This is a genomic window from Pantoea eucrina (assembly GCF_020079945.1).
GTDB classification, from domain to species: Bacteria; Pseudomonadota; Gammaproteobacteria; order Enterobacterales; family Enterobacteriaceae; genus Pantoea; species Pantoea eucrina.
This window is the reverse complement of the sequence record NZ_CP083448.1, coordinates 3,273,371-3,298,517: the sequence shown is the minus strand read 5'-3', so window position 1 is coordinate 3,298,517 and position 25,147 is coordinate 3,273,371. Positions and strand designations below refer to the sequence as shown.

27 protein-coding genes are annotated in these 25,147 nt (G+C 55.6%); 10 read left to right on the top strand and 17 right to left on the bottom strand.

Annotated features, from left to right (window positions below):
- The first annotated feature begins 82 nt into the window (after positions 1 to 82).
- The 3 genes from LAC65_RS15705 (at position 83) to pyrE (ending at position 2,006) form a co-directional block, all read left to right on the top strand.
- Positions 83 to 499, top strand: a complete 417-nt coding sequence (locus tag LAC65_RS15705; RefSeq protein WP_039381290.1) for a DUF3574 domain-containing protein — start codon at positions 83 to 85, stop codon at positions 497 to 499.
- Between the two features lie 98 nt (positions 500 to 597).
- Positions 598 to 1,314, top strand: a complete 717-nt coding sequence (gene rph / locus LAC65_RS15700) for a ribonuclease PH (protein ID WP_039381287.1) — start codon at positions 598 to 600, stop codon at positions 1,312 to 1,314.
- A 50-nt stretch (positions 1,315 to 1,364) separates the two neighbouring features.
- Positions 1,365 to 2,006 carry an orotate phosphoribosyltransferase gene (pyrE, locus tag LAC65_RS15695; RefSeq protein ID WP_039381285.1) on the top strand — a complete coding sequence of 214 codons (642 nt, stop codon included), beginning with the start codon at positions 1,365 to 1,367 and terminating at the stop codon, positions 2,004 to 2,006.
- Between the two features lie 74 nt (positions 2,007 to 2,080).
- Here pyrE and slmA read toward each other — a convergent pair whose 3' ends face one another.
- The 3 genes from slmA to coaBC all read right to left on the bottom strand — a co-directional run bounded on the left by slmA (position 2,081) and on the right by coaBC (position 4,446).
- Positions 2,081 to 2,677, bottom strand: coding sequence for a nucleoid occlusion factor SlmA (gene slmA, locus LAC65_RS15690; protein WP_039381278.1), 597 nt, complete (start codon positions 2,675 to 2,677; stop codon positions 2,081 to 2,083).
- Between the two features lie 112 nt (positions 2,678 to 2,789).
- Complete coding sequence (dut, locus tag LAC65_RS15685) at positions 2,790 to 3,248, bottom strand: dUTP diphosphatase (RefSeq protein WP_039381277.1); 459 nt, start codon at positions 3,246 to 3,248, stop codon at positions 2,790 to 2,792.
- Positions 3,226 to 4,446, bottom strand: coding sequence for a bifunctional phosphopantothenoylcysteine decarboxylase/phosphopantothenate--cysteine ligase CoaBC (coaBC, locus tag LAC65_RS15680; protein WP_039381275.1), 1,221 nt, complete (start codon positions 4,444 to 4,446; stop codon positions 3,226 to 3,228). The genes dut and coaBC overlap by 23 nt, the downstream gene beginning before the upstream one ends.
- Positions 4,447 to 4,635: 189 nt before the next feature.
- Between coaBC and radC the strand changes: the two genes are divergently transcribed.
- The 4 genes from radC (at position 4,636) to mutM (ending at position 6,839) form a co-directional block, all read left to right on the top strand.
- Complete coding sequence (gene radC, locus LAC65_RS15675) at positions 4,636 to 5,292, top strand: RadC family protein (RefSeq protein ID WP_039381272.1); 657 nt, start codon at positions 4,636 to 4,638, stop codon at positions 5,290 to 5,292.
- Positions 5,293 to 5,535: 243 nt separating this feature from the next.
- Positions 5,536 to 5,772, top strand: coding sequence for a 50S ribosomal protein L28 (gene rpmB / locus LAC65_RS15670; RefSeq protein WP_010616494.1), 237 nt, complete (start codon positions 5,536 to 5,538; stop codon positions 5,770 to 5,772).
- A gap of 11 nt (positions 5,773 to 5,783) precedes the next feature.
- Positions 5,784 to 5,951 (top strand): 50S ribosomal protein L33, encoded by a 168-nt coding sequence (gene rpmG / locus LAC65_RS15665; protein ID WP_001051798.1) that lies wholly within the window; start codon positions 5,784 to 5,786, stop codon positions 5,949 to 5,951.
- 78 nt (positions 5,952 to 6,029) lie between these two features.
- Positions 6,030 to 6,839, top strand: coding sequence for a bifunctional DNA-formamidopyrimidine glycosylase/DNA-(apurinic or apyrimidinic site) lyase (gene mutM, locus LAC65_RS15660; protein ID WP_039381267.1), 810 nt, complete (start codon positions 6,030 to 6,032; stop codon positions 6,837 to 6,839).
- On the opposite strand, the gene coaD is transcribed toward mutM, so the two are convergent.
- The 8 genes from coaD to LAC65_RS15620 form a co-directional block, all read right to left on the bottom strand.
- A complete protein-coding gene (gene coaD / locus LAC65_RS15655; RefSeq protein ID WP_039381263.1) occupies positions 6,840 to 7,325 on the bottom strand; it encodes a pantetheine-phosphate adenylyltransferase in 486 nt (161 codons plus the stop codon).
- The gene (locus LAC65_RS15650; protein WP_039381258.1) at positions 7,322 to 8,098 is read right to left on the bottom strand and encodes a glycosyltransferase family 2 protein; all 777 of its coding nucleotides are present in this window, start codon (positions 8,096 to 8,098) and stop codon (positions 7,322 to 7,324) included. Before LAC65_RS15650 ends, coaD begins: the two co-directional genes overlap by 4 nt.
- A 3-nt stretch (positions 8,099 to 8,101) precedes the next feature.
- Positions 8,102 to 9,376 carry a lipid IV(A) 3-deoxy-D-manno-octulosonic acid transferase gene (gene waaA / locus LAC65_RS15645; RefSeq protein WP_039381256.1) on the bottom strand — a complete coding sequence of 425 codons (1,275 nt, stop codon included), beginning with the start codon at positions 9,374 to 9,376 and terminating at the stop codon, positions 8,102 to 8,104.
- 85 nt (positions 9,377 to 9,461) lie between these two features.
- On the bottom strand, positions 9,462 to 10,595 hold the full coding sequence (locus tag LAC65_RS15640) for a glycosyltransferase family 4 protein (protein WP_039381254.1): 1,134 nt from the start codon (positions 10,593 to 10,595) through the stop codon (positions 9,462 to 9,464).
- Entirely contained in the window at positions 10,588 to 11,664 is a 1,077-nt protein-coding gene (rfaQ, locus tag LAC65_RS15635; RefSeq protein WP_039381252.1) for a putative lipopolysaccharide heptosyltransferase III, read from the bottom strand. The genes LAC65_RS15640 and rfaQ overlap by 8 nt, the downstream gene beginning before the upstream one ends.
- Before the next feature lie 72 nt (positions 11,665 to 11,736).
- On the bottom strand, positions 11,737 to 12,687 hold the full coding sequence (locus LAC65_RS15630) for a glycosyltransferase (RefSeq protein ID WP_039381249.1): 951 nt from the start codon (positions 12,685 to 12,687) through the stop codon (positions 11,737 to 11,739).
- A 47-nt stretch (positions 12,688 to 12,734) separates the two neighbouring features.
- Positions 12,735 to 13,844: a glycosyltransferase family 9 protein gene (locus LAC65_RS15625; RefSeq protein WP_039381248.1), complete on the bottom strand. Its 1,110-nt coding sequence runs from the start codon at positions 13,842 to 13,844 to the stop codon at positions 12,735 to 12,737.
- 42 nt (positions 13,845 to 13,886) lie between these two features.
- Entirely contained in the window at positions 13,887 to 15,011 is a 1,125-nt protein-coding gene (locus LAC65_RS15620; RefSeq protein WP_052246462.1) for a glycosyltransferase, read from the bottom strand.
- A 299-nt stretch (positions 15,012 to 15,310) separates the two neighbouring features.
- Here LAC65_RS15620 and LAC65_RS15615 point away from each other — a divergent pair, with 299 nt between their 5' ends.
- Positions 15,311 to 16,279: a polysaccharide deacetylase family protein gene (locus LAC65_RS15615; RefSeq protein ID WP_039381247.1), complete on the top strand. Its 969-nt coding sequence runs from the start codon at positions 15,311 to 15,313 to the stop codon at positions 16,277 to 16,279.
- Here LAC65_RS15615 and LAC65_RS15610 read toward each other — a convergent pair.
- Genes LAC65_RS15610 through rfaD form a run of 6 tightly spaced genes read right to left on the bottom strand, consistent with a single transcriptional unit; the run spans position 16,267 to position 22,650 of the window.
- The gene (locus LAC65_RS15610; RefSeq protein WP_039381242.1) at positions 16,267 to 17,268 is read right to left on the bottom strand and encodes a glycosyltransferase family 2 protein; all 1,002 of its coding nucleotides are present in this window, start codon (positions 17,266 to 17,268) and stop codon (positions 16,267 to 16,269) included. The genes LAC65_RS15615 and LAC65_RS15610 overlap by 13 nt on opposite strands.
- A complete protein-coding gene (locus LAC65_RS15605; RefSeq protein WP_039381241.1) occupies positions 17,265 to 18,521 on the bottom strand; it encodes an O-antigen ligase family protein in 1,257 nt (418 codons plus the stop codon). Before LAC65_RS15605 ends, LAC65_RS15610 begins: the two co-directional genes overlap by 4 nt.
- Positions 18,508 to 19,689 (bottom strand): glycosyltransferase, encoded by a 1,182-nt coding sequence (locus LAC65_RS15600; RefSeq protein WP_039381240.1) that lies wholly within the window; start codon positions 19,687 to 19,689, stop codon positions 18,508 to 18,510. The genes LAC65_RS15605 and LAC65_RS15600 overlap by 14 nt, the downstream gene beginning before the upstream one ends.
- Positions 19,686 to 20,654, bottom strand: a complete 969-nt coding sequence (rfaC, locus tag LAC65_RS15595) for a lipopolysaccharide heptosyltransferase RfaC (RefSeq protein WP_039381239.1) — start codon at positions 20,652 to 20,654, stop codon at positions 19,686 to 19,688. The genes LAC65_RS15600 and rfaC overlap by 4 nt, the downstream gene beginning before the upstream one ends.
- Positions 20,642 to 21,700, bottom strand: a complete 1,059-nt coding sequence (gene rfaF, locus LAC65_RS15590; RefSeq protein ID WP_039381237.1) for an ADP-heptose--LPS heptosyltransferase RfaF — start codon at positions 21,698 to 21,700, stop codon at positions 20,642 to 20,644. Before rfaF ends, rfaC begins: the two co-directional genes overlap by 13 nt.
- Before the next feature lie 17 nt (positions 21,701 to 21,717).
- A complete protein-coding gene (rfaD, locus tag LAC65_RS15585) occupies positions 21,718 to 22,650 on the bottom strand; it encodes an ADP-glyceromanno-heptose 6-epimerase (RefSeq protein WP_039381236.1) in 933 nt (310 codons plus the stop codon).
- Between the two features lie 230 nt (positions 22,651 to 22,880).
- Between rfaD and LAC65_RS15580 the strand changes: the two genes are divergently transcribed.
- Positions 22,881 to 24,092: a glycine C-acetyltransferase gene (locus LAC65_RS15580; protein ID WP_039381234.1), complete on the top strand. Its 1,212-nt coding sequence runs from the start codon at positions 22,881 to 22,883 to the stop codon at positions 24,090 to 24,092.
- On the top strand, positions 24,089 to 25,117 hold the full coding sequence (tdh, locus tag LAC65_RS15575) for an L-threonine 3-dehydrogenase (protein WP_039381231.1): 1,029 nt from the start codon (positions 24,089 to 24,091) through the stop codon (positions 25,115 to 25,117). The genes LAC65_RS15580 and tdh overlap by 4 nt, the downstream gene beginning before the upstream one ends.
- Positions 25,118 to 25,147: the final 30 nt, after the last annotated feature.

The window sequence follows — 25,147 nt, the reverse complement described above, 5'->3', positions numbered from 1 at the left end:
CGGCGGGATAGAGATAGCAAAACGCTGCTATGTTTAGAGCAGGCCCACTAATCCTGAGCGAGCATATTACCCGGCAATGATGATGTCCGATCTGTTTGGTACTGCGTATAAATCTGTTTGCAGCCTGATGGCGCTACTGCTGCTGGCCGGATGTCAGACTGCACCCGCGCGTCTGCAGCCGATCCCGCAGCACAACGCACCGGTGGCGCTGTGCGGTGCCGGCGAGATGATGATGCAGACCACGCTGTGGCTGAGTGCAGTGCCGGAGCGAGAATGGCAGCCGTTTCTGCGTGAGGCGCTGATGCCGCACTTTGGCGATACGCTGACAAGCTATGACGCTGCAGGGAAGGGGGAAGCGCGCCGGGTTGTAGTGCTGCTCTATCCGCCGGATGTCGCTTTTTCTGCCGTGATTGAGCGCGCGCGCGACCGGTATCGGGCGCGCTTTAACGCCAAAACCACCACCCGCATCGATACGCTGGTCTGCGCTGCTGTCCGCTGAGCAGAAAGAGAATCGTCGATCTGCCCCATGCGCGCGGGACAGCTGCGGCTGAAGTCCGTATAATGCGCAGCCAAACTCAAGCAAGCCGGAGAGAACCTATGCGTCCTGCAGGCCGTAGCACTTCTGAAGTGCGTCCCGTTACCCTTACCCGTCACTACACCAGACACGCCGAAGGCTCGGTTCTGGTTGAATTTGGTGAAACCAAAGTGCTCTGCACCGCGACCGTTGAGGAAGGCGTGCCGCGTTTTCTTAAGGGTAAAGGTCAGGGCTGGGTAACCGCAGAATATGGCATGCTGCCGCGTTCAACCCACAGCCGCATGGCGCGCGAAGCGGCCAAAGGCAAGCAGGGTGGCCGTACGCTGGAGATCCAGCGTCTGATTGCCCGCTCGCTGCGTGCTGCGGTCGACCTCGCCGCGCTGGGTGAATACACCATTACGCTGGATTGCGATGTTATTCAGGCGGACGGCGGCACGCGTACCGCGTCAATCACCGGCGCCTGCGTGGCGCTGGCGGATGCGCTGAATGCGCTGGTTGCTACAGGTAAACTGAAGCGCAGCCCGCTGAAAGGCATGGTAGCCGCTATCTCCGTCGGTATCGTTGGCAGCGAGGCGCTATGCGATCTGGAGTATGTTGAAGATTCCGCAGCGGAAACGGATATGAACGTGGTGATGATGGAAGATGGTCGTATGATTGAGGTGCAGGGCACCGCAGAAGGCGAACCGTTCAGCCACGAGGAGCTGTTAACACTGCTGGCGCTGGCGCGAGGCGGGATTGAACAGTTGATTCAGGCGCAGAAGGCTGCGCTATCCAGTTGATGTACTAAGGCGACCTTCGGGTCGCCTTTTCTTTATTTGAGGAGTGAGAGATGAAAGCCTGGCAGCGTCAGTTTATTGAATTTGCCCTGAATAAAGGGGTGCTTAAATTTGGTGAGTTTACCCTGAAGTCGGGACGAAAAAGCCCCTACTTTTTTAATGCCGGCCTGTTTAACAGCGGACGCGATCTGGCCCTGCTGGGGCGTTTCTATGCGCAGGCGCTGGTTGACGGCGGTGTCAGTTTTGACCTGCTGTTTGGCCCGGCTTATAAAGGTATTCCTATCGCCACGACCACCGCCGTAGCGCTGGCCGACCATCACGATCGCGACGTGCCCTACTGCTTTAACCGCAAAGAAGCAAAAGATCACGGTGAAGGCGGTTTGCTGGTGGGCAGCCCGCTGGAAGGCAAAGTGATGCTGGTTGATGATGTTATCACCGCCGGTACGGCAATCCGCGAATCGATGGACATTATCAGCGCGCATCATGCCACGCTGGCTGGCGTCCTGATTTCACTCGATCGCCAGGAACGCGGGCGCGGGGAGATATCAGCGATTCAGGAAGTCGAGCGCGACTATCACTGTACGGTTACCGCCATTATTACCCTGAGCGATCTGATCGATTATCTGGCTGAGAAGCCGGAGATGGCAGATCATCTGGCGAAAGTGCGCGCTTACCGTAACGAATACGGTATTTAAAACCGCGCTGCGGCCGCCATCAGTGACGGCCGCAGCATGCGCGCTGATGCACGCCTGGCCCGACAGGTAAGAGATTAAATCAGCTGCGCGACTATCAGCGGCCAGCGGCTGTCAAACTCTGCGGTCGGACTATAGCGAAACTCAGAACGGACAAAGCGCGACAGCAGGCCTTCACAAAACGCCAGCAGCTGGCTGGCCAGCAGGGCTTCATCTGTCCGGAACCCCTCTCCGTCGCGGATTTTCTTTTCACGCATCACCTGACGCATCTGCGTTTCAATGCGCTCAAACAGCTGGTTGATACGGCCCTGCAGGCGATCCTGTTCAAACATCAGCGCGTGGCCGGTCAGAATACGTGTCAGCCCCGGATTACGCTCACCAAATCCCAGGATCAGCTGCACAATCAGACGCAATCGTGCCGTGGTCTCTTTTTCGTCGTTCAGGATCAGATTGATGCGGGTAATCAGACTCTCTTCGATAAACTCAATCAGACTGTCAAACATCCGTGTTTTACTGGGGAAGTGGCGGTAGAGAGCCGCCTCGGAAACGCCTACGTTAGCGGCCAGCCGGGCGGTGGTAATTCGCTGGGTGCCATCCCCTGACTCCAGCATCTGCGCCAGCGTCTGCAAAATCTCTTCGCGACGATTCCTTTTCGCGACTTTTTTCTCTGCCATGACCTTCAACACCCCTGAAATTCATTAAATACAGGCAATACCTGCCTGTCTGCCACAGGTAATGACCTGCAGCGACATGCGTTAACAAGATGGCTAAATGAAGAGTGGTAACTTACTGACGGCCAGAGTGGCCAAAACCGCCTGCACCGCGATCGCTGGTGTCAAAATCTTCGACCAGGTTAAATTCCGCCTGTACCACCGGCACGAACACCAGCTGCGCCAGACGATCGCCCGGCTGCAGGGTAAAGTGCTCCTGACCGCGGTTCCAGACTGAAACCATAAGCTGTCCCTGGTAGTCAGAATCGATCAGGCCGACCAGATTACCGAGCACGATACCGTGCTTGTGGCCCAGGCCGGAGCGCGGCAGGATCACCGCGGCCAGCGTCGGATCAGCGATATGGATGGCCAGGCCGGTTGGCACCAGGGTAGTCATGCCTGGCGCAATTTCCAGCGCCTCATCGAGGCAGGCGCGTAAGTCGAGACCTGCAGAACCAGAGGTGGCGTAAGCGGGCAGCGGAAAGTCGCTGCCAACGCGCGCATCAAGAATTTTAACGTCTATTTTTTTCATCATAACGGCTGACTATCTCGTCTATTAACTGTTGGCCAAGGAGCGACTTATCGCTGAGCGGTAAGCGCTTTTCTCCCTCCTGCCAGAAAAGGTGAAGCGCATTGGTGTCGCTGTTAAAACCCTGACCCGCCTGCGCGACATCGTTAGCGCAAATCAGATCCAGATTTTTCCGTACGCGTTTTTGCCGCGCGTATTCTTCCACATTCCGGGTTTCGGCGGCAAATCCCACCACGTAGGGACGATTTTCCTGCAGTGCCGCCACGCCGGCGACAATGTCCGGATTCTTTATTAGCTGCAGCGTGACGTTATCGTCGTCACCCTGTTTTTTCATTTTTTCTGCTGCAACGGTTGCCGCGCGATAGTCCGCCACGGCGGCACTGGCGATAAAGATATGCTGCTGGTGGATCTGCGCCATCACCGCCGCCTGCATCTCCAGCGCGGTCGTCACGTCGATACGCTGCACGCCAGCGGGGGCGGCCAGCGTGACCGGACCGGAGACCAGCGTGACGCGGGCACCACGTCGGGCCGCAGCTGCTGCGATCGCGTAGCCCATTTTGCCTGAGCTGTGGTTACTGATATAGCGCACCGGATCCAGCGCTTCGCGGGTCGGACCCGCGGTAATCATGATACTGAGATGCTGCAGATCGCGGACTGGCTCGGCCCACTCAAGCGCATGCGCCACAATCGCCAGCGGATCGAGCATACGGCCTGGTCCTGTGTCACCGCACGCCTGGCTGCCGCTATCCGGTCCCCAGATCATGACGCCGCGCTGCTGCAGACGCTGCAGGTTCTCCTGCGTAATAGCGGCACGGTACATCTGCTGATTCATCGCCGGTACCAGCGCCAGCGGCGCGTCGCTGGCGAGACAGGCGGTAGTCACCAGATCGTTAGCCATCCCGGCAGTTATGCGGGCGATTAAATCAGCTGAGGCGGGAGCCAGTACAATCAGGTCAGCCCATTTCGCCAGCTCAATATGACCCATCGCGGCTTCGGCAGCGGGATCGAGCAGGTCATCAACCACCGGGTAGCCGGAGACCGCCTGCAGGCTGAGCGGGGTAATAAAGGCCCGGGCCGCGGAGGTCATCATCACGCGCACCTCGGCGCCGCGATCGCGCAGACGTCGCACCAGCTCCGGCGCTTTATAGGCAGCGATACCGCCGCTGACGCCCAGCAGAATTTTTTTCCCGGCTAATCCAGTCATGTTGTTTGCCTCAACTTAACGCATGATGCCGCGCCCGGCGCAGCAGACAGGCCAACTTTATCATAAAACCGCCCGGCCGCCTGTTCACCGACCGTGCCCTTTGCGAGGCATCTCTGAAAAGAGAAATGCCGCACTGGCACCACTGACCGCCAGCGCGCATCCTGTCCATACGCCACGGGGAGTTGTGCAATGAAGAAACTGGCACCACGGGAAAAACTGATACAGGCAGGCGCAGAATCGCTGGATGATGCTGAACTGCTGGCAATCTTTCTGCGCACCGGTACGCACGGCATCAGCGTTATGACGCTGGCACGGCAGATGCTCAATGAGTTTGGCTCACTGTATCGCATCATGACTGCCAGCGAGCGTGAACTGAGCCTGATCAAAGGCGTTGGCAGAGCAAAGCTGACCCAGCTGCATGCGATAGCAGAGCTGGGAAGGCGTTTTTTTGCCAGCCAGCTGGCGCGTGAAAATGTGATGGAGAATCCGCAGGTCACACGTCACTATCTGCAAAGCGTACTGGCTCATGAGACGCGGGAAATTTTTATGGTGCTGTTCCTTGATAACCAGCATCGTGTTCTGCAGGCGCAGAAGATGTTTGCCGGCTCGATCAGCAGCGTGGAGGTTCATCCGCGCGAAATTGTGCGGGAAGCGCTGAAAATCAACGCTGCAGCGGTGATTCTGGCGCACAATCACCCTTCGGGACACGCCGATCCGAGCCGCGCGGATCGTGAAATTACCGCAAAAATTGCTCAGGCCTGCGCGCTGCTGAGTATTCGCCTGCTGGACCATCTGGTGATCGGTCACGGCGAGTTTACCTCATTCGCTGAGCGCGGCTGGCTATAGTTTTACGCTTCAATCGGGCAGAAATGCGGCGTTTTTGCACGATCCGGAGGGATCTTTATCTGTTCGGGACTTGAGCACTTGAGCTGAGCGGCGTATACTACGCCACCTTTGAGAATCTCGGGTTTGGCGTTTGGGCCAGCTTAGCGGGTTCACATGGAACTCGCCTGGCGGGCTAAGGCCTGACGAGGCGGCCAAAACCTATGTTTTTAAAGCTCGAGCTGATTTGATTTTTGGAGAATAGAAATGTCACGAGTCTGCCAGGTAACTGGAAAGCGTCCGGTGACCGGTAACAACCGTTCCCACGCAATGAACGCGACGAAACGCCGTTTCCTGCCGAACCTGCACTCTCACCGTTTCTGGGTTGAGAGCGAGAAGCGCTTCGTTACTCTGCGTGTATCTGCTAAAGGTATGCGTGTTATTGATAAAAAGGGCATCGATACGGTTCTGGCCGAAATCCGCGCCCGTGGTGAGAAGTACTAAGGAACTGAATCATGGCTAAAGGTATTCGTGAGAAGATCAAGCTGGTTTCCTCTGCTGGTACAGGTCACTTCTATACCACCACGAAGAACAAGCGTACTAAACCTGAGAAGCTGGAACTGAAAAAGTTCGATCCGGTTGTACGTCAGCACGTGATCTACAAAGAAGCCAAAATTAAGTAATTTTGGTGTTCTTGCGAAAAACCCGGCTCCGGCCGGGTTTTTTGTTTGTGCGCTATGTCAACACGTTGAGGAGATGCGATGCCTGAATTACCTGAGGTAGAAACCAGCCGACGCGGTATTGAGCCACACCTGGTGGGGGAAACCATTCTGCACGCTATTGTGCGCAATGGGCGCCTGCGCTGGCCGGTTTCCAGTGAAATACACGCGCTGAGCGATCAGCCGGTACTGAGCGTGCAGCGGCGGGCAAAGTATCTGCTGCTGGAGCTGCCCCATGGCTGGATCATCATTCATCTCGGCATGTCCGGCAGCCTGCGCATTCTGCCCGGTGAACAGCCGGCAGAAAAGCATGACCATGTCGATCTGGTCATGAGTAACGGCAAAGTGCTGCGCTATACCGATCCGCGACGTTTTGGCGCGTGGCTCTGGAGCGCCGATCCGGCGGGCAGCAGCGTGCTGGCCCATCTCGGACCGGAGCCGCTGAGCGACGCCTTCAGCAGCGACTATCTGTTTACCCGCTCGCGCGGCAAGCGTACCGCCATCAAGCAGTGGCTGATGGACAATAAGATTGTGGTTGGGGTAGGCAATATTTACGCCAGTGAGTCGCTGTTTACCGCCGGTATACTGCCGGATCGGGCGGCGGGAAGCCTGAGCGAGGCGGAAGCGACGCTTCTGGTGGACACGATAAAAGCGGTGCTGCTGCGCTCCATTGAGCAGGGAGGCACCACGCTGCGCGATTTTTTACAGACTGACGGTAAGCCAGGTTATTTTGCTCAGCAGCTGCAGGTCTATGGCCGCGCTGGCGAACCCTGCCGCGCCTGCGGCACGCCAATCCTCAGCGGCCGGCATGGACAGCGCAGCACCTTCTGGTGTCCGCACTGCCAGCATTGATTACGGCTGCTGCAGTCTGGCCAGCAGCGCCTGATGAATGACGGCAGGCAGGAATGCCTGCACGTCACCCCCGTGACGCGCCACCTCTTTTACCAGCGATGACGACACAAATGAGAAGCCCTGCGACGGCAGCAGAAACACCGTTTCCAGCGCGGGCAGCAGATGGCGGTTCATCTGTGCCAGCTGTGATTCGTACTCAAAATCAGCCACCGCCCGCACGCCGCGCACCAGTACGTTCGCCTGCTGCGTCCGGGCAAAATCAGCCATCAGCTCATTAAAGCCCACGACCTCAACGTTAGTCAGATGCGCGGTGGCCTGACGCGCTAAATCGACGCGTTCGTCCAGCGTAAACAGCGGTTTCTTACCGGGGCTGGCAGCAATCGCCACGACCAGGCGATCAAACATGCGGGCCGCGCGCGTGACAATATCAAGGTGTCCGAGCGTCATCGGGTCAAACGTGCCGGGATATATCGCTTTCGTACTCATACGCGGCCTTGTGCAGAAGTATGGTGCAGCGCCCAGAGCGCGGCATATTTATTGAACGTATACTGCGCGTTAACCACTGCCAGGATCCAGCCCTGTTTCCCGTCAAGAAAGCCGGCGCGCAGCAGCAGCGTTTTAGCAAATGCCCCCAGCGTATGGGAGAAAATGGCGAACAGGCCGCAGCGCTTGCCACGCTGAAAGCGCTCCTGCGCCCAGGCTTCGGCATAGTTCATCTGTTTGCGCTGAAACGTTATCAGATCGCGGCAGGTGAGGTGCGCCAGATCGCCAGGCAGCGTCACCACGGGCGCGCCCTGCGTCTCCAGCGACTCATGCACCAGATTGTCGTTATAGCTGAGATGGCGCGGATAGAGACGCATCACGCGATCCGGATACCAGCCGCTGTGACGCATAAAACGGCCGAGGAAAAAATTGCTGCGGCTAAGGCTATAAACCGTGGCAGAAGGCGGCTGGCGCAGCACCTGCTCAATTGAGCGGCGCAGCGCCAGCGTCACGCGCTCGTCAGCATCCAGCATCAGGATCATCTCTCCGGTAGCGAATGCCTGCGCGCGCTGGCGCTGCTTGCCATAGCCTGCCCACGGCAGCGCTTCATAAACCTGCGCGCCCTGCGCCCGGGCAATCTCTGCAGTGGCATCACTGCTGCCCGAATCGAGCAGGATAATTTCATCGGCCCAGGCAACAGATGCCAGCGCGTCAGGCAGAAGTTCAGCTTCATTCCGGGCGATCATCACGACCGAAAGACGTTGGCGTTGTGACATAAATTAGTGTGCTCGCGGTGGCAGATGAGGCTCCAGCAGCTGCAGCAGGCGCTGCAGCGCGCCCTGATTCTGATGCAAAACCTCAACGGCGTGACGGCCATAATAGCGACGATAGTCATCATCCTGCAGCAGGTTGGCGACCTCTTTCTCCAGCGCAGCGGCGTCACTGACCGTGATCAGCCCCTCTGCCTGCTGCAATTTGGCGCAGATATCTTTGAAGTTCCAGGTGTGCGGCCCCATCAGCACCGGGATGGCATGAGCAGCAGGTTCGAGCGGGTTATGGCCGCCGCGTTCAACCAGGCTGCCGCCGACAAAAGCGAGGTCGGCAATGCCATACAGCAGCATCAGCTCACCCATGGTGTCACCAATCACGACCTGTGTGGCGGCGGAAGGAACCGCACCGCTGCTGCGCAGCATAAACGTAAAGCCGCGTTTTTGCGTCAGATGGCACGCATCCTTAAAGCGTTCCGGATGACGCGGCACCAGGATCAGCAGCAGATCGGGAAACTGCTGCAGCAGCTGGCGGTGGGCATCCAGCACGATGGCTTCTTCACCTTCGTGAGTGCTGGTGGCAATCCACACCGGACGGCGCGATGCCCACTGACGCCGCAGCGTAACGGCTCTGGCCGCCAGCTCTGGCGTAACGGAGATATCAAATTTCAGGCTGCCGGTAACCGCCAGGTGCGACCGTTTCAGGCCCAGACTGAGGAAGCGATCGCCATCTTCGCTATTCTGCGCCGCGATAAGCGTGATGCTCTGCAGCAGATCGCGCATAAAGCCACCCAGCTTTTTATAGCCGCGGGCGGAACGCTCGGAGAGGCGGGCGTTAGCGATGACCAGCGGAATCTCGCGCTGGTGCAGGATGCGAATGATATTTGGCCACAGCTCGGTTTCCATAATGATAACCAGACGCGGATCAACCGTATCCAGAAAACGGTTGATGGCACCGGGCAGATCGTAAGGCAGGTAAACATGATGCACATCTTTACCAAATGCCGACTGCGCGCGCTCTGAGCCGGTGGGCGTCATAGTGGTCACGGTGATGGGCAGTGACGGATAGCGATGGCGCAGCGCCCGCACCAGCGGTACCGCAGCCAGTGTTTCACCTACCGATACTGAATGCAGCACGATACCGTGCGGCTCAACCTTGCCGGTGCAGTAGCCATATCGCTCAGCCCAGCGTTTACGGTAGGCCGGCGCTTTACGACCGCGCAGCCACAGGCGCAGCCAGATAAATGGCTGAATCAGATAGAGCAGGGCGGTATACAGGGTCGTCATAGTTATCGTTACGACATATTCGCGTCAAAAAACCGGAGAAAGGCGGCATACTATCAGAAATTCACCGCCTGCTCACATCACTTCGTCAGCGCTGGCTCAGCACGCGCTGATAGAGCGAGGTCAGCGCATCTGCCAGTCGCTCAGGCCCGTAAGGTTCCACCCGGCAGCGGGCGGCGGCGCCCATACAGTTGTCGTCTGACAGGGCAGGCACCGCCAGCACGGCCTCTTTTAACGCGCGAATATCCAGCGCGTCGCAGACAAAGCCCTCTTCACCGTGACGGATAAACTCGGCTCCGCCGCAGCCGGTGCTGGTGATCACTGCCAGTCCGCAGGCCATGGCTTCCAGGACCACATTCGGAAATGGATCGTACAGCGTTGGCAGCAGCAGCGCATCGGCGGCGTGATAGAACGGCTGCACATCCTGCTGAACGCCGGCAAAGCGCAGGCGATCAAGACAGTTAAGCTGGTTTGCCAGCTGCTGATAGCGCGACAGCTGTTTATCCTGACCGACCACAATCAGATAGCGATCGGTTTGCGCCACCGCCTCGATCGCCGCTTTCAGCCCCTTGCGCTCAAACCCGGAGCCGACATAGATCATCACGTGCGCATCCTGCGGCAGCCGCAGCTGATGGCGCGCTGCATGGCGCAGGCTGGGTGTCGCGGGCTGAAAGCGTTTGCTGTCAATGGCATTGTGGATCACGTGAATGTTGCCGGCATCCAGCGTGAAATGGCGCAGGATATCCCGCTTCACCATCTCAGAGTTGCAGATCACCGCTTTGAGCGACGGATCGTTAAACATCTCCGCTTCAGCCTGCAGCACATAGCGATGGTACGGGCTGAGCGCTGCGCTCAGCCGCTGCCACGGGGAAACAATGCGCGCCCGCTGCTCTAACCAGACCCGATGTACGCCGTCGCCGGCACGAAAAATGTCGCACCCGGCGATGCGCTCGTGACTCTGAACAAGGTCAAACTGTTCCCGCTCCCAGCAGGCGCGCGCTGCACGTGCAAAACCGCGCTCGCGGGAGATGCGGCCAAACTTTGCCGGGTTGCAGATATGCAGATGCCAGGCGGGATTGGGCGCGCCCTGCCAGCTGCGGGTAATGATATTGAGATCCAGCTGCTCGCTATCCAGCGCTTCCAGCGCGCGTGAAATAAAGCGTTCGGCCCCGCCGTCCGGGCGATATTTCTGCCGGACGATAGCCAGACGTATTTTATTCATGCAAATAGCTCCTTGCGGCGGTCAGCACATCGGCGACCGGAATCGCGGAAAGATAGCGCTGCTCCGTGCGGGTGTCGATCGAGTCGGGCGACGGCAGCGGTGCATAATCACCTGCCCAGATCACCCGGTTATTATTGCCCCACGGGCGCCAGTGCTGCAGCTTTGTCGGTCCGAACAGCGCCAGGCAGGGCGTGTCCAGCGCCGCGGCCATATGCATCGGCGCAGAGTCGACACCAATAAAGAGCTGCGCCGCGTCGATTAGCGCGGCCAGCTGCGGCAGCGACAGCTGGCCGGCAAGGGATACCACGCGTGAGGCGGAGCAGAGCGACTGAATATGCGCTATCATCGCCAGCTCTTTTTTATCCGGCGCTGCCGTCAGCACCAGGGTATGCCCTTCATCAGAGAGCGCCGTGATCAGCTGCGCCATCTTTTCATCGTCCCAGCATTTAAATACCCAGCGCGACGTAGGCTGCAGCACAATAAACGGCCCGGCGATCTGCTGCTGCGCCAGCAAAACATCTACTTTCTGCCGATCGGCTTCGCTGAAATGCATCGACGCGACTGCATTTGTTACGTCGATTCCGAGCGGAGCCAGCGCGCTCATATTCTGTTCAACCGTATGCAGCTGATGATGCCGGGTGGTAGGGACGCGCTGATTGTGGCACCAGCGCCAGAGGGCGTTGTCGCGTTTGCGATAGGCAAAGCCGATGCGCACCGCAGCACCTGACAGGCCGGTAATAATGGCGCTGCGCCACTGGTCGGCGAGGTTGATCACCAGATCGTAGCGGCAGGCGCGAACGGCGGAGAGCAGCGCCAGTTCATGGCGCAGTTTCTGCAGGCTGCCCTCTTTTTTCCAGCTGCGATCGATAATATGCAGCTGGCGAATTGCCGGATGCGCTTCCAGCATCGGCCGGGTTTCTTTATAGAGCAGCACATCGATATGTGCATCAGGATAACGCGCGCGCAGCGCATTGATGACAGGCGTTGTCAGCAGCATGTCACCATGATGGCGCAGTTTGATCACTAAAATAGATTGTGGTGTGAACCGGGCTGGAATCGGGCTTGCCATACTTATTGATCTCAGGATTCAGTGAGCCGATTGTAGGGCAAACCCGAAAGGGGTTAAAGCGAGCAGTGGTGCTTATTTCTGGCGCCAGCGATAAATGCGGCTCAGCCACAGCAGCAGCTGATACCACTGCTTCAGGCCGCGCGTATTGCGCAGCATACGTTTATGCGTCCCTGTACTGAACAGATCCGCCAGCATTGCCTGCCGCGCTTCCGCTTCAGGCTCGCGCCGGATAGCGTGACAAACGCTGAGCGCTTCATGCGTGATCTGGTAGTGAAATGCCGGATAAATGCGGATATGACGGCGATAGCGCTGGTTCAGCTCTTCCAGCATCCGGGCAATTTTCAGGTAGTGACGCTGATACTCTACGTTGCGCTGGCCGGTGCGTTTGCGGTTACTGATGGAAGCGTCGTGCATGTAGTAGCGATAGAGCACGCGATCGGTATAGCGCACGCGCGTGGCGTTAAACATAAATTCTGTGGTCCAGGGAATGTCCTGATGATGCAGTCCCGGCTCAAACAGCAGATTGCAGCGCGTAATCAGCTCACGACGATAGATGCCGAGCCAGACAACATGCATGTAACGCCGCGTTTTGAGCGCGGTGTTCAGCCACTCAGGTCCGCTCAGCACAGCGGTGCTGGTGAGACGATCGTGAGGAATAAGCGGTCTGGTACGCTGACTCGCTTTGAAATACCACTCGGCGTTGCACTGTGCTGCATCGAGTCCATCACGCTCTGCCATCTCCGTCAGCGTCTGATACATCGCTGCATCCATGGTGTCATCGGCGTCGGGAAAGCTGACGTACTTACCGCGCGCGATCGCCAGGCCGGCATTTCGCGCCCGTGACACGCCGCCGTTGGCCTGATGGATCACACGGATATGCGGATAGCGTGCAGCGTAAGCGTCCGCCTGCTCGCCGGAGCCATCAGTTGAGCCATCATCGACAATGATGATCTCAAGGTCGGTCAGCGTCTGGGCTAACAGCGCCTGGAGGCAGGCAGTAAACTCAGTGCCGGCATTGAACATCGGGATAATAAGGCTGAGTAGTGGCATGGAATGTTCTGGCTGGGCTGTCATGAGGTCATTTCATTGTTTCGGCGCGCCAGACGCTGCTGCTGTCGGGTGCGAATAAAATCGTGGATATCACTCAGCTTACGCTGATCCAGGTTGAAAAGCTGTTCAACCGGATGCGCGAATTTATATTGCGCATCAAAGACAAAAGAAGAGGGCGCGATATGGTCAGGACCAATCAGCAGTACATCGCCCAGCGGCCTCTGCTCTTCTGCGCAGCAGGGACCATAAATCAGAATCACCGGTACCTGCTGTGCATCAGCGATGTACACATTGCCGGAATCGGAGGCGATATAAAAATCCATTTCGCCGATAACGGCCGGCAGCGCTTCCAGCGACACTTTCCCCACCAGACTGATCAGGTTGTCGCGATGCCCGGCTGTTTTGAATAGCTCCTGAACGCGCGATTGTTCATTCGGCGCACCAAAAGCAAAAAAGGTGCAGTGAAGGTCGCTCAGGTGGTCAAACAAACGCTGCCAGATAGCTGGCGGAATGGTTTTGGCCTGATTACCGGCGGTCACACTGATACCGATACGCGTTCCCGCGCACGCGGTAATCTCTGCGGGCAGGGAATCAGGCTGCCATAGCGGCAGCGTCGCGTGTTTGGGGTAGCTCTCTTTAGTGAAAGAGCGATCGGCTAGCTTCAGATAGTTTTCCAGCGTCAGCGTATTTTTTTCATGCTGCACTTCGCCGCTTGCGGTGTAATAGAAAAGGTTCTGATACCCCTTGCGGCGATAGCTGGACAGAAACTGCTTATTATCTGCATTGCAGCAGGCGGCAATAAACAGATTCAGGTTAGTCGGGTGCAGCAGATAAATATTGTCGTAGCGATTGAGCAGATGCCAGACTAACCTGAGCTTTTTCAGCAGGCTGGAACGATACTCTTCGATATACCAGATGCGTTCAAGGGTGACATCATTGCTGGCGAGCGGCGCAACGCTTCTGCTCAGCAGCGCATCGCTTTTCCCGAGGTGCGTGAGCAGCGGAGTGATATTAATAAAATCGCCAATTTTGGCGGTCTGAATCACCAGATTTTTTTCGCTGCGCGTCCGGAACAGCTTCATTACCCATTTAATCGGGCAAAAAATGATAAATATAATAAGGTAGGTCAAGCAATTATCCCCATATTCTGGCCGCATCCCACCGGGGATTTCTTAATTCGAAACATGGCGTGCCGTTGAAAATGATGTTTCTGTTACAGGATCCAGCTGCAGATATTGCTGACAAATCGTAGCCAGACTATAAATGCTTAAATCGAGGTGCTGTAAATCGGGGGGGCTGGCATACACATCGCGCATTTTTTCTGCCAGCGATGCGGCGTTCAGATCGGCCAGACAGCGGGAGAGCGGGCCGGTCAGGATCTCAGCCGGGCCACCGGGGCAGCGTGTACTGACTACCGCCGTGCCGCAATGTAAAGCCTCAACCAGCACGTTGCCAAACCCTTCGCTATCTGAACTCACAACCAGCATCTGAGCATGGCGGATCCACGGATAAGGGTTTTGCTGAAAGCCTTCGAAGCAGACGCGCTCTGAAATGCCCAAATCCCGTGCCTGCTGGCGTAACGCCTCCAGGAGTTTCGCGCTGCCCTGACCCAGCAACACCAGGGGAGCCATTATGCCGCTCCGCGCATAAGCGTCGAGCAAACGGTCCTGACGTTTCGCCTCATGAATGCGTCCTACGTGGACAAGGTAATTCTGGCCGGCCAGCGGGCAGGGCCCGGCCGCCAGCTCGTCGAGCCGATCAAAGTCGAAAGGATTGAAAATAACGCGGGTCAGGCGTGGCCTGACGCCGACATTCTTTATCAGATCATCGATAACATACTGCGACACGCCGACCAGCTGACGCCCCTGATAGACGTAACGTATTTTTAGCTGCTTTAACCAGCGGGAAAAACCTGTTTTGCGTCCCAGATAGGAGGCAGAAAAGACGCCGTGCAGGCAGTACCAGGTTTTAGCAGAATCAAGCGATCGGGCTCGCCTGACAATGCGATCGGTTTTGTGTAAGTGGGAAAAGATTAAACTGAACTTGCCGTTCAGCGCTTCACTCTGGCGTACCGCCTCATCCAGCAAGCGCGCACGGCGTACGGTTTCTGTCATTTTTCGCCACGGGCGGACGCTGTGATCGCACACCACCTGATAATCCACGCCTGCAGGGATAGGGTAATCGCATATTTTTCGCAGAGAGAAAATCGAGACACGATGTCCCAGGGAAATAAAACCCTCAGCCAGCGTTAAGACGACTTTTTCGGCGCCGCCGCCGGGCAAACCATCGATCACCATTAAAATGCGTTTCGACAAATTATCTACCTCTGCCTGCCTGTCAGCCTGGTGGTGAAACTGATCTATTATCTTTCCGATATGAGTACGTTTATCGGCAAATGAACGAATGCTGTAAAAAGTCTGCCATAACTGCGCGCGGTAAGCAGCTAAAGATAAATCCGCCCTGCTTTTTATTCACGCTATTCTGGTTTAATCAGAGCGCTGCTCCCTGACCCGGCCAGCGGCGCTGGAAAAGTTTGCGCCTGCCACAGGCGGTGCGTACCATAGTGATGATAACAGTGAAATATACCGGACAAGTTATGGAAAAGCCTGCCTTTTTGATTACCCTGGATACGGAAGGCGATAACCTGTGGCGCAACCGCAGCGGAAAGGTGACAACGCATAATGTCAGCTTCCTGCCCCGCTTTCAGAGGCTGTGCGAAAAGTATGGCTTCAAACCCACCTGGCTGACGAATTACGAGATGGCGAGCGATCCTGCCTATGTAGAGTTCGGACAGGATCTACTGGCCCGCGGACAGGGGGAGATCGGTATGCATCTTCACGCCTGGTATAGCCCGCCGGAATATAAACTGACGCAGGATGACTGGCGTTATCAACCCTATCTGATTGAGTATCCTGAGTCCGTTTTACGCGATAAGGTCGCCTTTATGACGGCGTTGCTGGAGGATGCATTTCAGCAAAAAATGACCAGTCATCGCGCCGGTCGCTGGGCCTTTAACGAAGTTTATGCGCAGGCTTTAATCGATAACGGTTATCTGGTTGACTGCTCCGTGACGCCCCGGGTCAGCTGGCGTAATTCATCCGGCGCCCCGCAGGGGAGCGGAGGAACCGACTATAGTCATTTCCCCGATCGCGCTTACTATATAGACACCAGCGATATCTCAAAGCCGGGTAACAGTTCGCTGCTGGAGTTGCCCATGAGCATTCAGTATCGCTATGGCGCGATGACCAACCAGTTTAAAAAGGCGTGGAATCAGCTGCGTGGCAAGCCGCGTGGTCCCTCAGTTAACTGGCTGCGCCCGACCGGCGGCAACCTGAATGAAATGAAAAAGGTTGCTGCGCAGACGCTCGATCAGGGCAGTGATTACATCGAGTTTATGCTGCACTCCTCTGAATTCATGCCAGACGGCAGCCCCACGTTTAAAACGGAGGCGGACATCGACAGGCTGTACGACGATCTGGAGCAGCTGTTTATCTGGCTTCAGCCGCGTGTACAGGGAATGACGCTGACAGAGTATGCCTTGCATAAAAAAGCTCATGCACGCTGATGCGTTTCAGATTTGCGCTTTCTGAACCGGCTTTTCAGGTATGAGAAGAGTGTATCGACCTGAGGAAAGCGCAGCTGCAGATATTTTTTTGTCCTGCAGTTGCCCTTGCAGATTATTGCCGCTGCGCGGAACAGCGTGATGGCAGAGCGTTCATAATAGTAATAGCCGTAGATGATTTTCGACATACTCTTTATTTCTTTAAAGCAGTCCATCAGCATATAGGATGCCAGACGCTGACGAGAATTATCTTTATCTTTTGCCCAGGCAAGCATTTTCTGCATGGCAAAGGTCAGATCATCGATATCGCTTTTTCTGACATTGCGCGTAATACCGCTTTTGTTATCGCGGTAAAAATAGAGCGTATTGTCCAGATGCGTAATCTTATCTGTCCTGAAATAGAGGAAAGGCGTAAAGATAACATCTTCGTAGCGCCTGCCTGATGCGAAACTTTCACCGCTCAGCAGAGCGCGGCGGTAAACCCGGTTCCACAGATGCCACATCGATTTTTGGAACAGGGGTTCAAGGCAATCTATCCCCAGAGTCTGAAAGTCATAGGCGATATGTTTTACATCGACTTTTTCCGTCTCATCAGGCGGCTGATGTTCAAAACGCTGATAGTTAAAGTCGATTAAATCATCATTATCAGCCAGCAGCAGCGGCCTGATAACCGCAATATAGTGTCTGCTGATAATATCGTCTGCATCAATAAATGTGACAAACTTTCCCTGAGCCTGCTGCATGCCGGTATTGCGGGTATCAGCAATCCCACAGTTCTTCTGCTGCAGAAACCGAACTGCCTGGTGCTGTTGTGCCTGCAAAAAATTTTCTATCACGCTGACTGAGTTATCTGTTGAACCATCATCAATAATGATGACCTCAATGTCAGATTCAAGTTGCGCAAACAGCGATTGCAGGCAGGGAATAATAAACTCCCCCGCATTAAAGCAGGGGATAATGATGCTTAAAACAGGCGGGATCGATTTCGTCATTGATTTTTTTCCTGATGATGCGGGCCTTTCATCATGGAGAAAGCAAATATAATAGTGAGGCAGTAGATCAGCGTACATTCTGTACTAAAGAAAATCACATCACTTAACCCATAACCGATCAATGCCAGCGCCAGCGTCAGTAAAAGCGCATTGCCGCCGCGCCTGAATGCATAAACCAGCAGCATAATATAGAAGTTCACCAGTGCCAGCGCGCCGGCGATACCCTTTATCGAAAAGGTTTCCAGCACTTCGTTATGCATATGAACCGTCAGGTAGGGTAAGGCGCCATAGAGTTGTGGCTGCTGCTGAATGATCTTTCTGGCCAGCAGAGCCCGCTGTTCGGCTGACTGGCCCGCAGGTGACTCGATGCCGGTTTGCAAAGCAATAATCTGCATGCTCAGGCGGGAGACAACTGAGTTTTCACCGCGGTTTTTATGCATATCTGCAATATTTTGCTGAAACTCGTCGATGCGATTAGCAATCTTTTCTTTGAATATCAGCGAGCCGGCGATAAACAGCGCTGGGATAATGACAAAAAGCGCGATTTTATATCTTCTGCTGATAACATTTTTTGAAAATAAGACGAGTATCAGGGCCATTACGGGAAAAAGAAGCATTGCCGCACGCGTGCCGGTCAGAATAATGGCAAGATAACTAAACAGAAAGGCTGCAGGAAAAAGGAAAAGCTTAAGTTTGTTTTTCTGCAACAAAATTGCTTTGAGAAACAATAAATTAACAGCACTGATGATATAGGCAGCCATGGTGGCCCGATCAAAGTTCAGCTCAACGCGGCGCAGATGCAGCCAGACGCCCTGATAGATGGCATAGGCATTAACCGCCAGGCCAGTCAGCAGTGCGGCAAGGATGGCTTTTTGGCGCAAATCGCTTTTATCATTTAAAACAAAGAAAAGAATAAGTGCGCCCGATATCTGCAAGCGGCCCGTTGACTGATACTGGCGATAGAGGCTGATAAAGTCACCAGGCTGTTTATAGACCGCGGTCCAGATGATACTGGCGATACCCACCAGTAACATAGCTACAGGCAAAGCGATATTTATTCGCAATTTAGCGTAATATAAGGCATGGGTAGCCAGGGTAATAAAAGCAATATAGCTGGTTATATAAAATACGTTGCGGCCAAAGCTGCCACCAAAGGGCGCTGTAAGCAGCGCAGTTGCGCATCCAAAAAATATCAGGGTACTTATTGCTGAGTGAGGAGCTTCACGCCTTGCCAGGTAATTACTGATTTGCATTTTTTGTATTCGCAATCTCGGTTAAGGAACTCTCTATTTCATGTCTGAAATACGCATAGTCAAAGTGCTTCATAGTCCAGCTTTTAGCGTTTTCACTGTATGTCTGATAGTTCTCTTTTTGTATCAGAAATTCAAACGCATCAGCACAATCGATATGAGAAAGCAGCATCGGTTCTGTCATGTCATCTTTTATCGGGTCATACACCTGATAAGGGAAATTGACATCAATTCCCGTAAGCTGCTGATGTTCACTCAAAGAGACTTTTGGTGCTAAGCCGACGCCGCAAATTTTGTCTGCAATCACTTCAGGCTGCCCGTCGACAAAAGGAAAAATTACAGGTACGCCAAAATAGAGTGCTTCCATACATGAGAGCCCAAAAGGCTCGGTCACCGGCGTGCTCATGTAAATATCAACGCGATTGAAAAATTCGGCAATATTATGCTGAAAACCACTGAACCTGACACGCTCTGCTATGCCAAGCCGCTGCGCTAAATCTTCAAATGCTTCACGGTCAGGGCCTTTGCCGGCAATTTCAAGCGTGACATTGTGCCCGCGCGTTAACAGCTCTTTCATCATCAGTAGCGAAACGGAGATCCCCTTCAGACCCACCTGACGTGATGCCGTTCCGATTCTGACTGGCTGGCTAAGCTGCCGCACTGCAGGATCTATTCCCTGAGGCGTAACGAGACGGTTAATTACGACTTTATGCAGGCAGGGCAGATTGAAGCGGTGCTGCATTACTCTGGACGACGCCCGGGAAGCGGAAATAACCCCATCCAGCATGGCCATAAACGCAAGCGTCTTGCCGTTCTTTGGATAACGCCATGAACAGCCGTGATCGTAATAAACCAGTTTTGCCTTGCGGGGTTTAGCGGTAAGCCGGGGAACCAGATCCCAGACGATAATCATATCGGCATTACTGGCATTTACGCGTTTTTGCAGCAGGTGCTTGCGCAGAAACTGCGGGCTTTTCAGACGAAAGCGCGAAAACAGCCGGTTAGCGAAGGTAACGTGCTGCCGGGGCATCTGCTGCAAAATATCCGGGTCGATCTGATTGCTGATGCAGATGACGTCATCGCTTCCGTCAGAGACATCATTAATGTACTGAAGGAACAGCCGCTCAACGCCGCCCATTTTACCTAAGTTGATAATGTGCAGTTTCTTCATGCCAGCACCTGCTTTAATGTCTCCAGCACCGTATCCGGCATGATATCTGCCATGCTGTCACCCTGAACCGGGCGCAGCGCATGCTGGTTTCTGCCGTAACCGCCAATCAGACCCGGATCGGTGGGACCGAACAGCGTAATATTGGGTCTGTCCAGCGCTGCGGTCAGATGGCTGAGCCCGGTGTCCACCGAGACCACTGCGCGTGCGCCTGCCAGCTGCTGCGCCACCTGTTCCAGCGTCAGTTTTGGCAGTACTTCCACATGCGAAAAGCCCTCTGCCAGCCGCTGCGCGCGCTGCTGTTCATGTATTGCACCCCACGGCAGCCTGATTTGCAGGCCGGTGGGCTGCAGCAGCCCGATCAGCTCGCGCCAGTGCGCTTCCGGCCAGTGTTTATTGTCGCGGGTTGTAGCGTGCAGAAACACCAGCCAGGAGGGAGCGGCTTCGGTCCGGGGAGTCAGAAAATGTGCCGCAATGGCGTAATCGCCCTGGGTGGCAGGCTTTTCATAGCCCAGACTTTTCGCAAACAGCTCACGCGTGCGCTCAACGGCGTGCTGCTGCTTGCTGACCTCATGGCGCCTGTCATACCACCAGCTCGCAAAAGGCTCCCGCGCGCTGCGGCTGTCCAGACCATGCTTCGTGCCGGTTGCCAGACGCGTCACCAGGGCTGCGCTTTTAATCAGGCCCTGTGCGTCAATAACCATATCATACTGGCGCGACTGCAAATTGCGCTTAAACGCGACGCGCTCTTCGCGCTGCTGACTGCCAAACCAGTGTTTGCGCCAGCGACGGATCGCAACCGGCAGGACTTTATCTACGGCAGGATGCCAGCCGGGGATCTGAGCAAAATTCTCTTCTACCACCCAGTCAAAGCGTATACCTGGCAGCGCCTGCATGGCATCGGTAAGCGCGGGCAGCGTATGGAGAACATCTCCCATTGAAGAGGTTTTAACGATTAAAACGTGCATGTCTGCTCCTGCGCCGGCTGTAGCAGCGCGCTCAGGGTCTGATGCACGCGCGCAGGGGTAATGTCGATCAGGCTCTGATGATAACCCTCAGCGGCATCGCCTTTACGCACTTTGTGATAGCCGCTGATTAGCCGGATAACGCGGGCCTGACGGGAAAGCGGCGGCGTGAAATCCGGGCTGCTCGGGCCATACAGCGCGACCAGCGGCCGGTTGAGCGCTGCCGCAATGTGCATCAGACCGGAATCGTTGCTGACCACGGCGCGACAGTGGGCGAGCAGGATCACGGCCTGCTCCAGCTGCGTCTCACCTGCCAGATTTTTGCCGTGCGCACGCAACGGCTCAGGCAGCGCCTGCAGAATCGACTCGCCGGTATCGCGATCTTTAGCTGAGCCAAACAGCACGACCTGGTAGCCTTCTGCGATCAGCTGTTCCGCCAGGGCAGCATAGTGATAATGCGGCCAGCGTTTCGCCGGTCCAAACTCTGCTCCCGGACAAAAGCCGATAACCGGACGATCGGTGGAGAGGCCAAACTGCGCAGCCGTCATGCGCTTTTCGTCGTCCTCTACGCGCAGCTGCGGCCATAGCAGCGGCTGTGGCAGCTGCTGAGCGGAGGTTACCGGCGTGTCATACGCCAGGGAAACATAGCGCTCTACCATTAGCGGAAACGCCGCTTTGTCCAGTACCCGCACATCATTGAGCACGCCGTAACGCATTTCACCGCGCCAGCCGGTGCGGCGCGGTATGCCGGCGAAAAAGGGGACCAGCGCCGATTTAAACGAGTTCGGCAATACGTAAGCGCGATCGTAACCGCTGGCCTGCAGGGTTTTGCCGAGACGACGGCGTTCGCCCAACGCCAGCGCGCCGTGCCCCAGCGGCATCGCCAGCGCCTGATTCACTTCCGGCATGCGTGACAGCAGCGGGCGGCACCACGCGGGTGCCATCACATCAATGACCGCATCAGGATGCGCCACCTTGAGAGTGCGATAGAGACTTTGCGACATCATCATATCGCCGACCCAGGAAGGGCCAATAACCAGAATTTTCATCGCTGATGCGGGTGTCCTTATGCGTTGCGATTCAGCCAGGCCATGTACTCGCCCACGCCCTGTGCGACAGTTTTAAATGGCTTGTCATAGCCCGCTTCACGCAGTTTTGTCAGATCGGCCTGGGTAAATGCCTGATAGCGTCCTTTGAGTTTATCCGGGAAAGGAATGTACTCAATCTGGCCCTGCTGATGGAATTTAAGCACGGCATCAGCCACTTCCTGGAACGATTCCGCGCGTCCGGTGCCGCAGTTATAGATACCGGATACGCCATTCTCCCAGCACCACAGGTTTACAGCCACAACATCATCTACATGGATAAAATCACGGCGGAAGCTGTCGCTGCCTTCAAACAGCTTAGGGTTCTCACCGTTGCTGATTTGCGTATTCAGATGAAACGCCACGCTGGCCATACTGCCTTTGTGCCCTTCGCGCGGACCATACACATTGAAATAGCGGAAACCGCACACCGGCGAATCCGCTTCAGGCAGAATCTGACGCACGTAGTGATCGAACAGCATTTTTGAATAGCCGTAGACGTTCAGCGGCTCTTCATACTGACGTTCTTCGATAAAGTTCTCATTGCGGCCACCATAGGTCGCGGCAGAGGAGGCGTAGAGAAACGGGATCTCGCGCTCAAGGCAGAAATGCAGCAGATCTTTAGAGTACTGATAGTTGTTATCCATCATGTACTTGCCATCCCACTCGGTGGTGGCGGAACAGGCACCTTGATGGAATACCGCTTCAATCGGCCCCAGATCTTCGCCTGACATGATGTAAGAGAGAAACTCCTCTTTATCCATATAATCAGCGATATCCAGATCCGCCAGATTGACGAATTTGGTGCCATCTTTCAGGTTATCCACGACCAGAATGTCGCTATGACCGCGATCGTTAAGCGCTTTAACGATGTTGCTGCCAATCATGCCAGCGCCGCCGGTAACGATAATCATATGCTTAGCCTTTAATCAGTTAGGGTGAAACAGAAGGTTTCACGCACGAATACTCATCATCATAACATTTCAGCCCTGTCCGGACAGCCAGATGCGTGAGGCGTATCGCACAAACGCTGACTACGGCGTGAACTATGCTGCAAAACGAACATTTAACTGGCTGAAATATCGTCTGCCTGCTATTTGCTCAGTAAGATGCTCCGGTAATTTACGATCTAAGGAGCAGAATCATGTCCAATCAGTTTTATTCGCAAATCCGTCAGCAGCTTGAGACAACGCGTCAGGACGGATTGTTCAAACAGGAACGTCGCATTACGTCAGCCCAGCAGGCGGAGATCAGCGTTGATCACGGCACGCCGGTCATTAACTTTTGTGCCAATAACTATCTCGGTCTGGCGAATCATCCGGCGCTGATTCAGGCAGCGAAAGAGGGTATGGATTCCCACGGCTTTGGTATGGCGTCGGTGCGCTTTATCTGCGGTACGCAGGATACGCATCAGCAGCTGGAGCGTAAGCTGGCTGACTTTCTTGGTATGGAAGCGTCTATTCTTTTCTCCTCCTGTTTTGACGCTAACGGCGGCCTGTTTGAGGCGCTGCTGGGTCCGGAGGATGCCATTATTTCCGATGCGCTGAATCACGCCTCCATCATTGATGGCATACGCCTGTGTAAGGCGCAGCGCTATCGCTACGCCAATAACGATATGCAGGCGCTGCGTACCTGTCTGCAGGAGGCGCGTGATAAAGGTGCCCGGCATATCGCGATCGCTACCGATGGCGTGTTCTCTATGGATGGCGTGATTGCCAATCTGCAGGGGATTTGCGACCTGGCGGAGGAGTTTGATGCGCTGGTCATCGTCGATGACTCTCATGCGGTGGGCGTTATCGGCGCAGCAGGGCGCGGCACGCATGAATACTGCGACGTGATGGATCGCGTTGATATCCTCACGGGAACGTTAGGTAAAGCGCTGGGCGGTGCCTCCGGCGGCTATGTAGCCGCGAAAAAAGAGGTCGTGGAGTGGCTGCGTCAGCGTGCTCGTCCCTATCTGTTTTCTAACTCGCTGGCTCCGGCAATTGTCGCGGCCTCGCTGCGGGTGCTGGATCTGCTGAGTGAGGGTGACGGTCTGCGCCAGCGGCTATGGGATAACGCGCGCTTCTTCCGGGAGAAGATGACCGCGGCAGGCTTCACGCTGGCCGGCGCCGATCACGCCATTATTCCGGTGATGCTGGGTGAGGCTAACGTGGCGCAGCAATTTGCCACGCTGCTGCAGCAGGAAGGCATTTACGTCACCGGCTTTTTCTATCCGGTGGTGCCGCAGGGTCAGGCGCGCATCCGCACGCAGATGTCTGCCGCTCACACGCAGGCGCAGCTGGAACAGGCTATCGCCGCTTTTATCCGCGTCGGCCAGCGGCTGGGCGTGATTGCTGCAGGAGCAGAAAAATGAAAGCACTTGCCAAACTGAAAGCTGAAGAGGGGATCTGGATGGTGCAGGATGCACCGGTGCCGGAACCGGGTCATAACGATCTGCTGATTAAGATCCGTAAAACTGCTATTTGCGGTACGGATATCCACATCTACAACTGGGATGAGTGGTCGCGTAAAACCATTCCGGTCCCGATGATCACCGGACATGAGTATGTCGGTGAAGTGGTTAGCATGGGACAGGAGGTGAAAGGCTTCGCCATTGGCGATCGCGTTTCCGGAGAGGGGCATATTACCTGCGGCCACTGCCGTAACTGCCGGGCAGGGCGAACGCACCTGTGCCGCAATACGGTGGGCGTGGGGGTCAATCGCCAGGGCTGCTTCGCGGAGTATCTGGTTATCCCGGCATACAACGCGTTTAAAATTCCCGATAACATTTCTGACGAACTGGCAGCCATCTTCGATCCGTTCGGCAACGCCGTACATACCGCGCTGTCATTTGATCTGCCCGGTGAAGATGTCCTGATCTGCGGCGCCGGGCCAATTGGTATTATGGCTGCCGCCGTCTGCAGGCACGTAGGTGCCCGTCACGTTGTGATCACTGACGTGAATGAATACCGTCTGAGTCTGGCTCGCGAGATGGGCGTGACCCGTGCGGTTAACGTGGCGCAGGAAAATCTGCGCGACGTGATGCAGGATCTCGGTATGACCGAAGGATTTGATGTCGGACTGGAGATGTCAGGCGCACCGGCAGCTTTCCGCACGATGCTGGAAACCATGAACCACGGCGGACGCATTGCGCTGCTGGGCATTCCACCCGGCGATATGTCGATCGACTGGAATCTGGTCATCTTCAAAGGCCTGTTTATCAAAGGTATCTATGGCCGTGAGATGTTTGAAACCTGGTACAAGATGGCGGCGTTAATCCAGTCCGGACTGGATCTTACGCCGGTGATCACCCACCGCTATGACATCGACGCGTTTCAGCAGGGGTTCGATGACATGCGCTCCGGACGGTCAGGGAAAGTGGTGCTGAGCTGGGATTAAACGGACTCCGGCCCGCGGGCCGGAGTAGTA

Excerpts from the sequence above, each read along its gene's own strand:
- rfaQ (WP_039381252.1), bottom strand. The coding sequence starts at position 11,664 with ATGGCAAGCCCGATTCCAGCCCGGTTCACACCACAATCTATTTTAGTG.
- LAC65_RS15610 (WP_039381242.1), bottom strand. The coding sequence starts at position 17,268 with ATGACGAAATCGATCCCGCCTGTTTTAAGCATCATTATCCCCTGCTTT.
- rfaF (WP_039381237.1), bottom strand. The coding sequence starts at position 21,700 with ATGAAAATTCTGGTTATTGGCCCTTCCTGGGTCGGCGATATGATGATG.
- dut (WP_039381277.1), bottom strand. The coding sequence starts at position 3,248 with ATGATGAAAAAAATAGACGTTAAAATTCTTGATGCGCGCGTTGGCAGC.
- mutM (WP_039381267.1), top strand. The coding sequence starts at position 6,030 with ATGCCTGAATTACCTGAGGTAGAAACCAGCCGACGCGGTATTGAGCCA.
- LAC65_RS15705 (WP_039381290.1), top strand. The coding sequence starts at position 83 with ATGTCCGATCTGTTTGGTACTGCGTATAAATCTGTTTGCAGCCTGATG.
- coaD (WP_039381263.1), bottom strand. The coding sequence starts at position 7,325 with ATGAGTACGAAAGCGATATATCCCGGCACGTTTGACCCGATGACGCTC.
- LAC65_RS15580 (WP_039381234.1), top strand. The coding sequence starts at position 22,881 with ATGTCCAATCAGTTTTATTCGCAAATCCGTCAGCAGCTTGAGACAACG.
- coaBC (WP_039381275.1), bottom strand. The coding sequence starts at position 4,446 with ATGACTGGATTAGCCGGGAAAAAAATTCTGCTGGGCGTCAGCGGCGGT.
- rpmG (WP_001051798.1), top strand. The coding sequence starts at position 5,784 with ATGGCTAAAGGTATTCGTGAGAAGATCAAGCTGGTTTCCTCTGCTGGT.
- rfaC (WP_039381239.1), bottom strand. The coding sequence starts at position 20,654 with ATGCACGTTTTAATCGTTAAAACCTCTTCAATGGGAGATGTTCTCCAT.
- slmA (WP_039381278.1), bottom strand. The coding sequence starts at position 2,677 with ATGGCAGAGAAAAAAGTCGCGAAAAGGAATCGTCGCGAAGAGATTTTG.
- LAC65_RS15615 (WP_039381247.1), top strand. The coding sequence starts at position 15,311 with ATGGAAAAGCCTGCCTTTTTGATTACCCTGGATACGGAAGGCGATAAC.
- LAC65_RS15620 (WP_052246462.1), bottom strand. The coding sequence starts at position 15,011 with ATGGTGATCGATGGTTTGCCCGGCGGCGGCGCCGAAAAAGTCGTCTTA.
- pyrE (WP_039381285.1), top strand. The coding sequence starts at position 1,365 with ATGAAAGCCTGGCAGCGTCAGTTTATTGAATTTGCCCTGAATAAAGGG.
- LAC65_RS15605 (WP_039381241.1), bottom strand. The coding sequence starts at position 18,521 with ATGCAAATCAGTAATTACCTGGCAAGGCGTGAAGCTCCTCACTCAGCA.
- tdh (WP_039381231.1), top strand. The coding sequence starts at position 24,089 with ATGAAAGCACTTGCCAAACTGAAAGCTGAAGAGGGGATCTGGATGGTG.
- waaA (WP_039381256.1), bottom strand. The coding sequence starts at position 9,376 with ATGACGACCCTGTATACCGCCCTGCTCTATCTGATTCAGCCATTTATC.
- rpmB (WP_010616494.1), top strand. The coding sequence starts at position 5,536 with ATGTCACGAGTCTGCCAGGTAACTGGAAAGCGTCCGGTGACCGGTAAC.
- LAC65_RS15640 (WP_039381254.1), bottom strand. The coding sequence starts at position 10,595 with ATGAATAAAATACGTCTGGCTATCGTCCGGCAGAAATATCGCCCGGAC.
- LAC65_RS15600 (WP_039381240.1), bottom strand. The coding sequence starts at position 19,689 with ATGAAGAAACTGCACATTATCAACTTAGGTAAAATGGGCGGCGTTGAG.
- LAC65_RS15650 (WP_039381258.1), bottom strand. The coding sequence starts at position 8,098 with ATGTCACAACGCCAACGTCTTTCGGTCGTGATGATCGCCCGGAATGAA.
- rfaD (WP_039381236.1), bottom strand. The coding sequence starts at position 22,650 with ATGATTATCGTTACCGGCGGCGCTGGCATGATTGGCAGCAACATCGTT.
- rph (WP_039381287.1), top strand. The coding sequence starts at position 598 with ATGCGTCCTGCAGGCCGTAGCACTTCTGAAGTGCGTCCCGTTACCCTT.
- LAC65_RS15630 (WP_039381249.1), bottom strand. The coding sequence starts at position 12,687 with ATGTTCAATGCCGGCACTGAGTTTACTGCCTGCCTCCAGGCGCTGTTA.
- radC (WP_039381272.1), top strand. The coding sequence starts at position 4,636 with ATGAAGAAACTGGCACCACGGGAAAAACTGATACAGGCAGGCGCAGAA.